Annotated in this window: 10 protein-coding genes; 2 read left to right on the top strand and 8 right to left on the bottom strand. The window is 59.0% G+C overall.

Features of this window, described 5'->3' with window-relative positions; all coding sequences use genetic code 11:
- Positions 1–739: 739 nt before the first annotated feature.
- Positions 740–2,086, top strand: a complete 1,347-nt coding sequence (locus MTX21_RS33140; RefSeq protein WP_280968752.1) for a citrate-proton symporter — start codon at positions 740–742, stop codon at positions 2,084–2,086.
- Positions 2,087–2,970: 884 nt separating this feature from the next.
- A complete protein-coding gene (locus MTX21_RS33135; protein ID WP_280968751.1) occupies positions 2,971–3,237 on the top strand; it encodes a hypothetical protein in 267 nt (88 codons plus the stop codon).
- A 741-nt stretch (positions 3,238–3,978) separates the two neighbouring features.
- On the opposite strand, the gene MTX21_RS33130 is transcribed toward MTX21_RS33135, so the two are convergent.
- From MTX21_RS33130 to MTX21_RS33095, 8 genes are all read right to left on the bottom strand, one after another.
- On the bottom strand, positions 3,979–6,219 hold the full coding sequence (locus MTX21_RS33130; RefSeq protein ID WP_280968750.1) for a hypothetical protein: 2,241 nt from the start codon (positions 6,217–6,219) through the stop codon (positions 3,979–3,981).
- A gap of 585 nt (positions 6,220–6,804) precedes the next feature.
- The gene (locus MTX21_RS33125) at positions 6,805–7,158 is read right to left on the bottom strand and encodes a hypothetical protein (protein WP_280968749.1); all 354 of its coding nucleotides are present in this window, start codon (positions 7,156–7,158) and stop codon (positions 6,805–6,807) included.
- Between the two features lie 272 nt (positions 7,159–7,430).
- Entirely contained in the window at positions 7,431–8,672 is a 1,242-nt protein-coding gene (locus tag MTX21_RS33120; RefSeq protein ID WP_280968748.1) for a cytochrome P450, read from the bottom strand.
- A gap of 206 nt (positions 8,673–8,878) precedes the next feature.
- Positions 8,879–9,865, bottom strand: coding sequence for an IS66 family transposase (locus tag MTX21_RS33115; RefSeq protein WP_280968747.1), 987 nt, complete (start codon positions 9,863–9,865; stop codon positions 8,879–8,881).
- A gap of 35 nt (positions 9,866–9,900) precedes the next feature.
- Complete coding sequence (gene tnpB, locus MTX21_RS33110) at positions 9,901–10,254, bottom strand: IS66 family insertion sequence element accessory protein TnpB (RefSeq protein WP_208089702.1); 354 nt, start codon at positions 10,252–10,254, stop codon at positions 9,901–9,903.
- Positions 10,251–10,712: a transposase gene (locus MTX21_RS33105; protein ID WP_280968746.1), complete on the bottom strand. Its 462-nt coding sequence runs from the start codon at positions 10,710–10,712 to the stop codon at positions 10,251–10,253. Before MTX21_RS33105 ends, tnpB begins: the two co-directional genes overlap by 4 nt.
- A 99-nt stretch (positions 10,713–10,811) precedes the next feature.
- Positions 10,812–11,693: a pantoate--beta-alanine ligase gene (locus tag MTX21_RS33100; protein ID WP_280968745.1), complete on the bottom strand. Its 882-nt coding sequence runs from the start codon at positions 11,691–11,693 to the stop codon at positions 10,812–10,814.
- Between the two features lie 205 nt (positions 11,694–11,898).
- On the bottom strand, positions 11,899–13,380 hold the full coding sequence (locus MTX21_RS33095; protein WP_280968744.1) for a pentapeptide repeat-containing protein: 1,482 nt from the start codon (positions 13,378–13,380) through the stop codon (positions 11,899–11,901).
- Positions 13,381–13,849 lie beyond the last annotated feature (469 nt).

Raw genomic sequence — 13,849 nt, 5'->3', positions numbered from 1 at the left:
AGCTCCTACGTGAGGCGTCACTGATTTGCGTTAACAGCTCCCCAAGTGGCTGACCAAGATGTACGACCTTGAAACTTTGCAGCGCTCACCGAACAACATGAGATCGGCATCGTCGGCACGGGGCCGAATACGCCGCGCCTTGTCCCCGTCGCGGGGTCCCCCTCGCGCCGGAGATAGCCGAGATGCACGGCGAGCGGCGCCGAACGCACGGATGACGGACGGTCTGGGTCTTTATTGTCGCCAGATGCGAGCGACCCGTGAGCGGCCGTAAGTGAAGCACCTATAAATGGTGATGTTGCACGCGCGCGAGAAACCGCCGCAGGCGCCCTGAGTGGGGGCAAGCGCCTGGCGGTGAAGGGCGTGGCCCACTGCTCCTTAAGGTGTGGACGCAACCAGGCGACGCTGAAATGGCTCGAGTCGTGGAGACTCGTGTTCGGCGCCCGCCAATTTGTCGCAAACTCGCCACAGCCGCTCAATGTCTGCGGCGCCCGACAACTGCAGCAAGTCCGCATATTTGTCCTGCCGGCCAGGCCCACCATCAGATCAAGGGCTAAATGGTGGCGCGGAGACAGGCATTTTTATTGCAGACGTTACGGTGAGCTTCGTCGTGACACGCTTCAGCCCACATGTTGACTGGCGCAATGGCCGTGAGGGACGAGTTCGGCGAGTGGAATGCAACAGTACGACCTCCCTGGCCAAAATGTTTGGGTGAGGGAGCGCGCTTCAGATTAGGTCGAGGATGTCGAGGCAATCTACTCGAGAGAGGCTGGAGCCGGTCCTCGATCCCGCAGACGAACGCTTGACGAGCCGCGCCGTGTTGGGCGCAACCATCGGCAATATTCTCGAATTCTACGACTTCGGGACCTACAGCTTTTTCGCGATACAGATCGGTCAGGCGTTCTTCCCGGCAACCGACTCGTTCGCTAGCCTGATGCTGTCACTCGCAACCTTCGGCGCAGGTTTTGTGACCAGACCGCTCGGGGCCATCGTGCTCGGCTCGTATTCGGATCGGGCCGGCCGACGCCCCGCGATGACCGCCAGCTTCACCATGATGAGTGCCGCGGTCCTATTGTTAGCTATCACGCCATCGTATGAGACAATAGGACTTGCCGCTCCGTCGCTGGTCGTGTTTGCACGCTTGCTGCAAGGCTTTGCTCTCGGAGGTGAAGTGGGTCCGACGACCGCCTACTTGATGGAAGCGGCCCCCGCTGACGCGCGCGGTCTTGCTGTCTCTTTTCAGCCCGCGAGCCAACAGATAGCTGCGACGGCCGGAGCGTTGGTTGGAGAAATACTGTCGCTCACCATGACAAGCGAAGCTCTAAATGCGTACGGATGGCGGATCGCGCTGTTGCTCGGCGCCGCTACGTTGCCGTTTGGACTTTGGTTGCGGAGCGTCCTGCCCGAAACGTTGCACCGGCCCGAGGCGCCTGTTCTGGTCTCCGAGCCTGGAGGCCAATCGCGTGCCGATCGCCGCATCATGTGCTTGGGATTTGTCATCTTGGCCAGCTGCACGATCACTACTTATGTTACCGGATATATGACCACCTACGCGATGAACACTCTCCACGTTTCCGCGCCGGTCGCCTTTGGTACCACGCTCATCAGCAATGCGGTCGGAATTGCTGCAGCACCGCTGGGCGGCCTGCTCGCCGACCGCGCAGGCCGTCGTCGCATCATGATATGGCCGCAGGTTACTGCATTGCTGATGACCTATCCGGTATTCTTGTGGATTGCAGAGAGCCGCAGTGCCTTCGCACTTCTAGGAGGTCTCGGCGCCCTCACCCTGATCGGAACGATTCCGTATAGCGCCTTCTACGTGAGCATGGCCGAAGGTTTGCCCAGAAACATTCGTGGTGGCGCCTTCGCGACGATTTACGCTTTTGCGATAGCGATTTTCGGAGGCACAGCTCAACCAATCGTCACCTGGCTGATCCACCTTACCGGGAGCGCACTCGTGCCCGCATGGTACATGCTTTTCGCGAGCGCGGCCGGGCTCTTTGCCATGCTCATGATGCCGGAGACGGCGCCACTGAATTTTAGACCCAACCAAAAACGATCCTTCCTGACGCCACGACGGCTACCCTAGGCATAGCGGGAAGAATGGACATCCATGACGTCCGAAATGCGAACCATCGAACCGAAGAGCCATGTGCGCGGCATGGAAAAGCAATAGATGCTTATGATTTGATCAGTTTTGGATCGAGCACGGGCTCGCAGCGGAACACAGCGTGGCGCTCTAAGCCGGCTTTTCCCGTCTACCCAACCTTCGCCGATGCGGCGGTTGCGCGGTAGCCACCGACTGGCTGAAAGTGAGCGATCACTTTGAATAAGATGGCGCTGCCTGCACCATCTGCCATTGTAACTGTACGGCATGAGGGCGCGGCCGCTGTTGGAGCAAGCGGCCGCACGAGGCTCGATCCTCATTCTCTGCTTGAGTTGTTTTCCGTTCTCAGTGTCGCACGCACGAGGGATCGGTCAAACAAAAAAACAGGTCGCAGATACCATCCAACGGGTCGTCCGCGCACTGAGGATACGAAGTATCGGCCAAATGCACCCTGGCGGCGACCGGTTGCGCGGCAACTGTTGCGGCAAAAGGAGGCACCGCCGCCGTTGCAAGCGCGAGGGCGCTCGCTGTCACTAACACAGACGTTTTCATCCGAGAAATCGCTTCCCTAGGTTGGCCCCAACCCTCCTCGCGTCTATATGAGGACGCTGTAAGCGGTAAAATTGATTTTCTTGATCAGATCTATCTAGGGAATGGATAAGTCCGGACATCACCGTACGGCTCGATGTTAGCCCGCTCGGAACCTGCAATCTGCTTGATCGAACGCTGGAGGAGCCTCGGAGTGGTCGATGCATGTCTGGGAGCACTCGAGTTAAGCGTTTCTTGAATCCGACTGTATCGTCCGAGCAAGGCGACAGTCGGCTTGCATGGTCCCGCACATGCGGCGCCGCGAGGGGAGAGCCGGGTTGACCCGCGAGCGTGTTCCCGAAGATCATGCAGCAATTGAGGAGCAGCTCGTCGACGCGATGGAGGACGAGTTTCACGCTCGGCTGAACCAACGGCTCGCCGAAGCAGGCCTAACGGGCGATGCCGATGCCGAGCGAACGGTCGGACCTCAAATTGTCAACGAGATCGCTCGCGAGATCAAAGGCGCGGCGATGCACCGGGTGCTTAGGGCGCATGGCATCGAGCTAAAAAAGACGGTCAGACCTATGTACGGGTTGCTATCGTGAGCTCGGGCCTTAACTCAATGGACCGCCTCCGCCAAGCTGATCGGGCGGTGGAAGCTGCTGTTCGGGCGATGCCGCCGTCGGTCGCTCGTGACGGCGACTGAACAAGCAGCGACATGACAGACCATACGCCCATATATTGGGATCGTCGGGGCGGCTCGGCGCGCCATTGCAGTTGAAGCGAAGCAGCTCCGACGCCACTTGGCTAGAGACGCTCGAGGAAGAACGACAGCCCCAGCATCTTTGGGGGCCAAGGAGGCTTGATGCTGGGGCCGTCGTAGCCTTATGCAAGAGTAGCAAACAGGCCGCGTTGTTGTGCACCGCCCGATCCGATTCGTCAAAGCGGCCGTGATGCTCAGCTCCCGTGCCACCGAACCGTCCGCGATCCGTTGAAGCTCCGCCGAGGGTTTGCGCGCCAGCTTGCAGCGGGCAAACAGGCGAAAGCACTGTTACATCCGAGCGGATCGCCGCCGGCATCAGGTACATGTTTTCGGTCTGCAATGCTCAGCGGCCTAGCTTCTCGCCCGAGCGCCGATGTTTGCCACACCTCGGAATGGCAGCTTGCTTGTGGACAATCCTCCGGGATCGCCGTCTGCTACCCCTCGCGTGAGGTGCATTCTCTCCCAGTTCCATCTTTTTGTAAGATGGGCCCAAGAGGGCTCGGCGCTGCTCAGGCAATCCACCGAGCCGATCCGAAGGCATGAAGGCTGCCACCGAACGGCTCACCGCAAGACAGCCCACTCACTAGATCCCCAGTCGAGCCATGTGCGCTGAAACGTGCCCGGGATCGGGAAGGGGCTGCCACGGCTGGCCAGCGGCGGTGCTCAACAAGGACCTACAGAACGCAGGCGTCAGCTTGCCGCGGTGGATCACGACGTTCTCGTGGCCCTCGGCGGCTCGAGCGTTCTGCCAATGCTGATTGTATCCGCGCTGTTCGTCGGACTTCACGTGGCATGCGGCGAATGCGCGATCGCCCAACGTTGCCAATTGCCAAGCATAAACCGGCCGCTCGGTATGGATGTGCACCCACATCGGCCTTGGCATTGCGCCGCTGCCAAGCGCCTTGGGCTGCAGCTTGATCTCGAATAGCTTACCTGGCTCTCCCTTCAACGCTTGCGGTGGACCCACTGACTCCAGTTCCCCCGCCGCGCGCAACTGCTCGAGATACTCTTGCGAAGGAAACGGGTAGGTCTTCATGCAATCGCTCGTGATCGCTGCCTTCCGCGCTTTCAATGATTTTGCCTGCCCCTGCAGCTCGGACCCCATCCCGTTGAGCCGGACTATTTTATCGTGCACTTCGGGAAGTTGCGAAGGCGTGAGCAAGCCACGTCGGCGAGGCTCCTGCAGCGCGGCCACACAGGCCTCAATCTCGGCGGCCTGCGTCTGCAAGTGCGTGATAACCCGATCCAAGACGTGTTCGGCGTCCTCGGGCTTCATCTGGCGCGTCTGCGAGACCGCCCTCTGCTGAGCCGGCAGATCGAACTGCAGCAGCTTGTCCAATCGCTCAAGTAATCCCGCCAAAGCTTCCTTGGACGGCGGCGCCTGCCACATCTGGAGGTGATCGGTTGCAGCGGATGAGGCACGTGCTTCCTCGGTGGTAGCGAGCTTCTTGGTACCGAGATCTGAGCGCACGATAACCTTGCGCGCCGGGGCCGTAGCGCCATCGGGCCGTTGCGACTCGGATGAGCTGGCCGTTGAACTCCCCTCGCCGGCAGCCGCTGCGCGCCTTCCTTTCTCTTTTCCTTTTCCTTTTCTGCGACCTGGAGTGCCTTGGCTCACCCCGGCAGTATTTTCCGGCAGCACGGCCCAAGCGGGCGGTTCGATTGTAGCTGGCGTACTTGGCTGCAATGCCAGCAGCCGCATAACCTCGTTCGCGGTCACCCACGCCCCTTCCACGATCTCGTCTAGCAACTGCAGGGGAACTTCAGCTCCCGTTCCGATCTGCCTCAGGCTGGCAACGATGCCGCTCAGCCCGGATGCAAATTCCGAAAGCCGCTCCATGACTCCTTCCAGAACGGCGCGATGCTCCGCGTCAAGCACTGCTCCATCGCGGTACAGAACGGCGTCGCACGTGGAGACGAATGCCGGAAAAACATCCTCGACGAAGGTCCCGAGCAGACGCGCCCGCCCGCTCTCCTCCATCAAGGCATCGCGCACGTCTGGGTCGAGCGTGCTCGCTCGCGAGTCAATCAAGAGCTCCGCGAGAGCGATCCGCGCTTGCAGATACATGCACTTCGTATTGAGAGCCCAGCCGGTATGCAGTCTTAGTGCGGCCTCTTCGGCCTTGCGCATCTCGGGCGTGCTGCTTGGCAAGTTGGCAGTAGCCGCGCAGACAGACTGCATCCGCTCCGAGCGCAACACCTTCTTCCCCCACCATTCCATGCAGGCTGCATAGCGTTTCGCCACGCTTTTAAACGCGCCGGCCACCTGGGCGGGCGTACCGGTGTCTTGGATCTTCGGGAGCCAGCCTAATGCTTCCTTTCTTTTGTCCTCCAGCTCGTAAATAATCCGGGTGGCCACTGCGTTACATTCTTCGGCCGCGTTCAGCGTGTCATCGCGGAGCCGGCGAGCCCGATCGTCGGGCAGAATGCGACGCGCCAAATTGGCAGGCAAATCCGCGTAGTACTCCAGAACTGTTGAGCCTGCTTTGACGACTTGATCGATCAGCTCTTGCGCCTCTTGGAAGGTCTGGGCGTGCGGGGCCGCTCGACGGCTAGCTTCAAGCTCCTCAAACAGGCCGCCCATTTTTCGCCTTGCTGCCTTTATCTCGTCTCGGGTGGGCGCTGCCACCTCCGAACTTGAGTTGTCAAGCGCCGCGGTCCTGTCTTGAGGCCCAGAGCGCATCCGCTCGATGATGACATCGAAAGATTGACTGCGTCCTCCCGGGAACAGGCTGGGCTCCACGCTCGAACCGCTCACATCTCCGGTATTGCCAGCTCCTGCGGCCCCAACTTCCGATGCGCCGGCTCGGCCAATGCCTGTCATGCTTCGTCTCCGATAAAAGTCGCGAATGTGCAGCCCGTCTGGATAGACCATGTGACTGACGACTAGCTGACCAAAACGCGTTCTTTCGAATGCACAAGAAAGCCAATGTCACCTGAAGTTCCATTCCATCGGACCTCCAATGTCGCTGAAGAGAGCGATGCGGGTAAGTGCGTCCGTGTAAGCAGCCGCGACGTAATCGCGGCTGAGGTGCCCTGGCCTCGACGCGCTCCGCTACGCGCGTCGCCCTCTGCCGTTAGCTCCGTCCACACCGACTGAGTCAAGTCGTCCCCAAACGTTGGTAGCCGGGAGAACAGTCGAGGCTAATCGGCGAATTTTGGTCAAGCAGAAATGGCCAGCTTATAGATTGGCAGACCTACGCTCGCCACACGCGTCCTGCTAACGGTAAGTGGACTTTGACATAAGAGCTTAACAATCTAGCGGCCACACACCGATGACGACGAGAAGCTGAAGGTCGATCAGCATCGATATTTTTCCTCGTACCAACCGGCTGAATCGACCTTCCGCAGATCCTCAGGCTGCATTTCGCAAAAGTGCGGCGCTCATCCGGGCCTGGTGAAATCACCTTCACAGAACTATGGCAGCGAGCACACCAAACGCACCGAGAACCAGCCCAATCAGCGAACCGGCGGTCGGCACGTCTCTGAAGAGCAGAACCGCGAGTATCGGCTCTACGACCAGGATAGCTCCCACCGATATCGCGACAATGATCCAGATATTCTTCAGATGCATGTAGCCCAGTGCGTATCCGAAAACGAGGAGGATGCCACCCGAGCATACCAGGAGAAACATCGGCCAAAGCATCGCCAGATCGCCACCGGTCTTTGCGAATTGCCTTGAGGCAATCAACTCGGCGCATATCGAAAGCGCTTCTCCAAGGAAAATGGCTGCCATAGCTGCAATTTTCAACATCAAGGTCATCGACCTCTATGGTTCCGGCTATTCAAGGCAGCCCAGAGACCTGCATCGGAGTAGCAGTTGAGCTTCAATTTTCGGCATGCCAAGCGCGAGTCGAGACGCGCGCCTCACCTATCGCTTCTCGCAGGTCCTTCCAAGCGTCTGCCGGGCCGGCAATTGGCTTCCTACATGCAGCATTGTTTCCCGTCGATCACCCCAGCTGCGCTGCTTGCAGAAACCAAAGATGGTTCAGGACAAGCCCGCTCCGCCGCCTGCGTGAGCCGAACAATTTGGGCCTAGGCTGCAATCCGCACGGGGAGAGCGGAATAGCCGTGCACGAAGTTAGATGCAATCCGCTCGGGTTCGCCGACAATCTCGAACCACAATTCCGCAGACAAAATCTCTTCCCAGAGGACTCTCAACTGCAGCTGCGCAAGATGTCGACCAAGACAGCGATGGATGCCGAATCCAAACGAGAGATGCTGCCTCACATTCTTGCGATCTATCACGAAATTGTTGGCATTCTCAATGATCTCTTCGTCCCTGTTACCGGAGATGTACCACATGACGACCTTGTCGCCTTTCCTGATCTGTTTTCCGCCTACGATGCTGTCGATCGCGGCGGTACGGCGCATATGTGCAATTGGCGTCTGGTACCGAATGATCTCGTGCACGGCGCTTGAGATCAGCTTGGGATTGTCAATTAGCTTTCGCAGCTCGGAGGGGTACTGACTCATGAACAGGAGGCCGCCGGTAATTGAGTTGCGCGTGGTGTCGTTTCCCCCAACGATCAGCAGAATCAGATTTCCGAGAAACTCGCTCGGCTCCATCTGCCGTGTGGCGGGCGAATGCGCCATCAGGGAAATCAGGTCGAGGCGCGGCTCGGCTTTGATGCGCTCGTTCCAAAGCCGGGTGAAATAGTCCAGGCACTCGGACAAGATGGTGCTTCGCTTGTCCCAGCTGTCGATTGCATGGCCTGCTTTCGGAGCTGTAACAGCGACGTCTGACCAATAGGTCAGCAGTCGCCGATCCTCAAATGGGAAGTCGAACAGCGTGGCGAGCATTTGCGTCGTCAACTCTATGGACACCATGTCCACCCAGTTGAAGGCCTCATTGCGCGGCAAGCCCGCGAGAATCGCCCTGACCCGAGACCGGATCAAGCTTTCGAGCTTCGTCAAGCTTTCCGGTCCGACGATCGGGCTCACGGTATTGCGCTGCTCGGCGTGCTTTGGAGGCCCCATCTTGATGAAACTCGGGGTCCAGTGCTCGCCAGGCACGTCGACAATAGTGACACCTTCTTCTGACGAGAACGCTTTGTGGTTTGTGTCTACGGCTACGATATCCCGGTATTTCGTTACGGACCAATATGGACCATGAGCGCTGTCTTGACAGTAGTGAACGGGATCTTCCTTTCGCAACCGCTCAAAGCAAGCCCAGATGCTGTCGTCTTGAAAGCGCTTGCCCTCGCTTACATCCAGCTTGCTCAGCGGGATAACACACGAATCCTCAGCCCTATAATCTTCCGATCGCCTTGTCATGATCATCTCTGCAGATTCTGCTCTCGCGAGTTTACGGTGTGGCGCGATTCATCGCTTCAAGCTGCCGCAGCGCTTGGCTGCGACGGGCCGCTCGACCAGGCTACCTCACAGTGCAGCTAGCCTCGCCCTACCATGTCGGGCAGTAAGGATCGCATTGACTTTCCAAGTCGATCTACTCAGGGATCAGTGAGAGCTCTCAGCGCTGGTTAGAGATGGCTATGCGCTGGAGGCAACATCAAGCCGAGTACACCTTCATACGGTAACCCTCGCCTTGGGATACGGCCGGAACGGATAGCTTTCTCAAGGTCATGGATGATTAATCCGGCGAACACGTAGGCGACCGCCGGCGGCGAGGGGCCGCCCCATGGCCGGTCATCCATCGCATGCGCCCAGAACTGGCAGATGCGGGTGCGATGTCGTCCGGGATCGAGCACCGGCATCGGCGTCTCGTCGCAGAACAGGCGCGGCGCGGCCTGGATCGCGCGCAGCTGGAGCTCATAAAGGCTCTTGAGCCACCAGGCTGCACGCTTCACCCAACCGGCGAGCGTCGCCCGGTCGAGATGGACACCCTGGCCGGCCAGGATTTGCACCTGTCGGTACAGCGGCAGATACCAGGCGAACTTCGAGACCACCACGTGGCTCACGAGTGCGGTCGAGGCCATGCCGCTCTCGATCAGGCGTGGCAACGCCTTCACCTGGACCACACCATCGGTGCAGCTGCGGCAGCCATATTTGGGACGGATCGTCCGCAGCACCCGCAGGATCGCCGGGATCACGTCCAGCACCTCGCTGACGTCCTCGCCGATCTTGTGGAGCTGGCCCTGGCAGCACGGGCAGGCGGTCGCCTCCGGCTCCAGCACCTGCTCACAGCGCGGCAGGTGCTTGGGCAGCGCGCCGATGTTGCGGCGCGCCTTCTTGCGCGGTTTGCCGGATGGCTTCGCCACAGCCACATCGTCGTTGGCGGGCGCACACAGCCTCGCGTCGGCCTCAAGATCGCCCAGCTCGAGCGCAAGCTGTTCGTCGACGAGCACCGCAAGCCGCTCCGAGCGCTTCCCGAAGATCATCTCCTTGAGCGTCTGCATTGCTACGCGCAGCTTCTCGTTCTCGGCGTCAAGCGCGAGCACCATCTCGGTCAGAGCTGACGGATCGGTCGGGAGAGCGTCGGGACGAATCGCCATGACCAGACGATACATGCGCGCGCCAGAGGCTCCAGCGAAATCCTCTCCTCTCAGCCGACAACGGCCGGCTGCTTCACAGGCTTGGGAGAGACGCGCGTCCACTCGAGTCCGTCGAGCAGCATCGCGAGCTGCGTCGCACTTAGATGCACCACGCCGTCGCGGATCGGCGGCCAGGTGAAGTGCCCTTGGTGCAACCACTTCGTCACCAGCACCATGCCGCTGCCGTCCCACGCCAGAAGCTTCACTCTGTCCATGCGTTTGCTGCGGAACACGAAGACGTCGCCACAATACGGGTTCGCACGCAGCGCTTCGCTCACCAGTGCCGACAGCGTATGCACCGACTTGCGGAAATCGACCGGCTGTGTCGCCAGCACCACCTTGAGGTCAGAGCGTAGCGCAATCACCGGACGCCCCGAAGCGCCGCCAGCACGGTCGACAGCGTCGCCAGCTCCACGCCCGGCTCGACCCGGATGCGCGCCCCGTTCACCTCGATCTCGACAACCCCGCAAACCTTGGCCGGCGGCGCGGCGATCTCCAAAGGCTTCGTCTGTAGCCGCGAAATACGCTCGGGCTCGCTGGCTGTCCCGCTACCGCTCTCGGCATCAATTTGGATTGGCACGAAGTTCGGCGCCTTGCCCACCACCGCCGCCGCAACTTGGCGTCGCCACACCGTAAGCAGCCCGCGCGAAACGCCATTGCGCCGCGCAACCTCGGAGATGTTCGCACCCTCCCCAAAGCTCTCCGCCACGATCCGGGCCTTCTCCTCGCCCGTCCACCGACGCCGTCGGCGCTCCCCAGTGATCACCTCGACGCGACGATAGGAGTCATCTTCCTGCCTGGCATCAAGCATGGCATTTGCCATCGTTCCACCTCCACCGATCAGCTCATGCCAGGCTGTATCGCGCGCAAGCCGAGGGGTGGCTAGGTGGGGGCCTCATGCCGGTTACGATTAATCGTCTGGCTAGGACTGTTCAGGCAGATCGATCCAGATATCCGAAGGACCCTTCACGAGAGTATCCTGATCTGGAACGTAGATATTATCGAAGATCCTGAGACCATGAGCCGTTGCCGCTCCAAAAATGATGAAAGGGAGCTTGACTTGCTCCAGGTCTTCGAAGTTGTCAGCGCCGACGATTCGAACAAAATCGAGCTTAAAGTGTCGGAACTTGATCTGAGATGTAGCCGACGCGACCAGATCCTTGACGGTAGATAACCCTTGGGCGATCTCTTTCCTCGAATGGTTGAGTGCTGTGAAAAGACACGACAGCTCATCAAGCTCGGAACGGCTAAATCGCCTCAAGCGCGACGAAATGGGCACTCCATTCTTGTATCTCACCGTCGGCACAAACCTTATCTCGCAATCCAGAAGGAGGTCTGCGACGGCGCGCTTCACCAGGATCGCCTGACCGATATCTTTCAGGCCGAAGTAGCTGCGAGTTGGCCTAGCATAGCAGATCCAGCGGACTGCCCCGGTAACGGCTTCCTTCAAATACGCATCACGGCCCCCTAAACGCAAATCACAGTCGCCTTGCGATACAAAGGTTCGATAGCCAGGCGGGAACATTTCGGTGTCGTTGGAGGAAATTACGGCAGTTGCTCCCGAACGCAATGCAAGTCCAATGTCCTCGTCCAAATTGAAATCGTAGCTCCCACCTGGTCTAAGCTGGATCTTGTTCGGGTAGACTGTGACGATCGCGACGTCATTCTCCGATGCCGCCCTTCTGATCAGTTCTGCATGCCCAAGATGCAGGGCGCCGAGAGTATGTACCGTCCCGATCGTCTGCCCTGTTCTCGCCACCTCCCGGATGAACGCTTTACCTGCGGAAAGACATGCCAGATGCATTTTCCTACTCCAGTCTCTTTGAACGCCAAAAGAGCGATCTGATCGGTCGTATCGCGCAGAAGGTCTGCCCTGCCTCTCGTATCCGCCGGCAATGCCAACGAGCCCCATAGCGCTTTAGCGCTCGCTCACAGCTCGGACGACCGCCCAGACCTGTCCTAAGCTCACCGACACTGCATTCCCTTCTATTTTGCAGTCTCCGAAGCAGTCAGGTGGACCCTTCTCGCCCCCGTCTGATCAACGATGAGAATTCAGTTAGATAGCTTGATGGCTCGCGTGGCTCATCCCCCTTCAGAGCGGCCTGTAGGCCCGGGCATCGGTCTGCAAAGAACGGTGGCTCGAATGTGGTTATCTTAGCGCCCGAAAAGTCCGCCTTTACGAAGCTGGCCTGGAACGGCGACATCCCACTCAGGTTCGCCTCGCGCAAGGACGATTGGTTCATGCGAACGTACGCGGCCCGCGTTGCCTCCAGATTGGTTCTCGTCATTCCTGCGGCGAGATATGCCTGAACGAGATTCGATCCTTCGAGATTTGCCTCATGCAGTGCCATTGATTGCGGGGGATCACCGGTGATCATCGACCTGTAGAGGTAAGCCTGGGATAAGTCCGCATGCTCGAGGTCGCAGTCGCGCACAAAGGCACAGCGGCCACGAAAGCCCGATAATTTGGCTGCTCGCATGGTGCTCTCTGTTATCGAAATGCATTCGCCTGATGCCAGAGACAGGTTCGCTCCATCGAGCTGGCAGGAATGAATGGATGCACCGTTGAGCACGGCACCGACGAGGTTTGCGTTGGACAAGCTTACGGACAAAAGCCGCGCCTCGGTCAGGTCTACCTGCTCAAGCTCCGCATTTGGAAGATTTGACAAGTGAATATCAGCATATGGTGCGCTCATGGCTCTCGCTGCAATGCGGCCGCTTACCTTTGAGAGTCTCAGATACGGAAGATGAGCGCCTTCCAGGACAAGACCATCGACCGAGGTGGGACGCACAATCGATAAACAGTTCCCCTTTGACTGGAAGAACGAGCAAGACGCCAGATGTGCTTTCGTGATCGTGAGTTGGCTCAGCTTGGCAAAGCGGAAGGAAGCGGAAGGAAGGAAACATTCATTGATGGTCGAACCCTGTAGCTCCGCGCCATCGAATACAGCACCACTCGCGTCGCATTGGTAAGCGAGAAGCCCGCTGAGCATGGCGTTATCAAAGCGTGTCCTTTTCATGCTGCAACCGTGAAACAGGCTGCCTGTTGCATCAATTACATTGCGCAGACTGGCATCATCGAAGTTGCAGACCTGCGCTGCAATCGCATGCATATACGCAAAATCGAGCTTGGCCCCGCGGAAACTTGCCCTTTCTAGCCCCGGACAGATAAGATTCGCCCCAGAAAGGTCTGCCCGATCCAACTTTGCTCCGTAGAGCTGCGCACGATTGAGAGTACAGCGTCGCAACGGGAAATCTGACAGGTCGTGACCGTTAAAGTTCTCGGAGGATAGCTGCAAGCCAATCCCGGTCCTTCTGATCGCCTCTTGGGTTCGCCTCCCGACGGCGGCCACCGCGCGCAGCCGATCGGCAGCTCGGCTCCAGTACCGAACAAAGTCGCCATCTGATAAAAGATTGTGTTTCGGATCTGACCAGTGCTCTGCCCCTTCATTCGCGGTGCACTTGCTATCAGCGCCGATCGTTTGCGACATGACGACGATTCCGTATTGCCCGGATTACGGGGGGCCTGTTATTGACCTCTTTTTGCTCCGCCTTGGAGGTACGCTATGCGACCTGTGGCGAACTCGTCGGCGAAATGGCGACACGATGCGTCGATGAGGCGCCTATTGAGTCGGTGACCTTCGCAGCTGGCACAGTTGAGCACGTCAGCCGAATTCTAGTCATGCGCCCCCCAGTGCCGCTCGCTGAGATTGTTCACCGAGCCCCGCAACTCTGACAACGCAACGGTCGTTTGACAGTACCGATATGTCCAGAAGTTGCGGTTTGTCTCGTCGGCTCTTATAGGCAAATCCAAATCGCTCTCCATCAAACCGAGCGCGAAAATTTCAAGGTCTTGCTCCTTTTTCAGAATGGACCCACGGCTTCCGGGCGGAAAAGTGATCGTTCACAGGGCTGAAGTCAGCCCCTACTCGGCGTTACCTCATTTCCGATAGCAATGAC

It is taken from the genome of Bradyrhizobium sp. ISRA430, assembly GCF_029909975.1.
Lineage (GTDB): Bacteria > Pseudomonadota > Alphaproteobacteria > Rhizobiales > Xanthobacteraceae > Bradyrhizobium.
Note: the sequence above shows the minus strand (reverse complement) of the source record. Positions and strands in the feature narration are given on the sequence as shown.

Bases quoted from the DNA above. Each gene is read 5' to 3' on its own strand.
- MTX21_RS33115 (WP_280968747.1), bottom strand. From the start codon at position 9,865: ATGTATCGTCTGGTCATGGCGATTCGTCCCGACGCTCTCCCGACCGAT.
- MTX21_RS33125 (WP_280968749.1), bottom strand. From the start codon at position 7,158: ATGACCTTGATGTTGAAAATTGCAGCTATGGCAGCCATTTTCCTTGGA.
- MTX21_RS33100 (WP_280968745.1), bottom strand. From the start codon at position 11,693: ATGCATCTGGCATGTCTTTCCGCAGGTAAAGCGTTCATCCGGGAGGTG.
- MTX21_RS33105 (WP_280968746.1), bottom strand. From the start codon at position 10,712: ATGGCAAATGCCATGCTTGATGCCAGGCAGGAAGATGACTCCTATCGT.
- MTX21_RS33120 (WP_280968748.1), bottom strand. From the start codon at position 8,672: ATGACAAGGCGATCGGAAGATTATAGGGCTGAGGATTCGTGTGTTATC.
- MTX21_RS33130 (WP_280968750.1), bottom strand. From the start codon at position 6,219: ATGACAGGCATTGGCCGAGCCGGCGCATCGGAAGTTGGGGCCGCAGGA.
- MTX21_RS33095 (WP_280968744.1), bottom strand. From the start codon at position 13,380: ATGTCGCAAACGATCGGCGCTGATAGCAAGTGCACCGCGAATGAAGGG.
- MTX21_RS33140 (WP_280968752.1), top strand. From the start codon at position 740: ATGTCGAGGCAATCTACTCGAGAGAGGCTGGAGCCGGTCCTCGATCCC.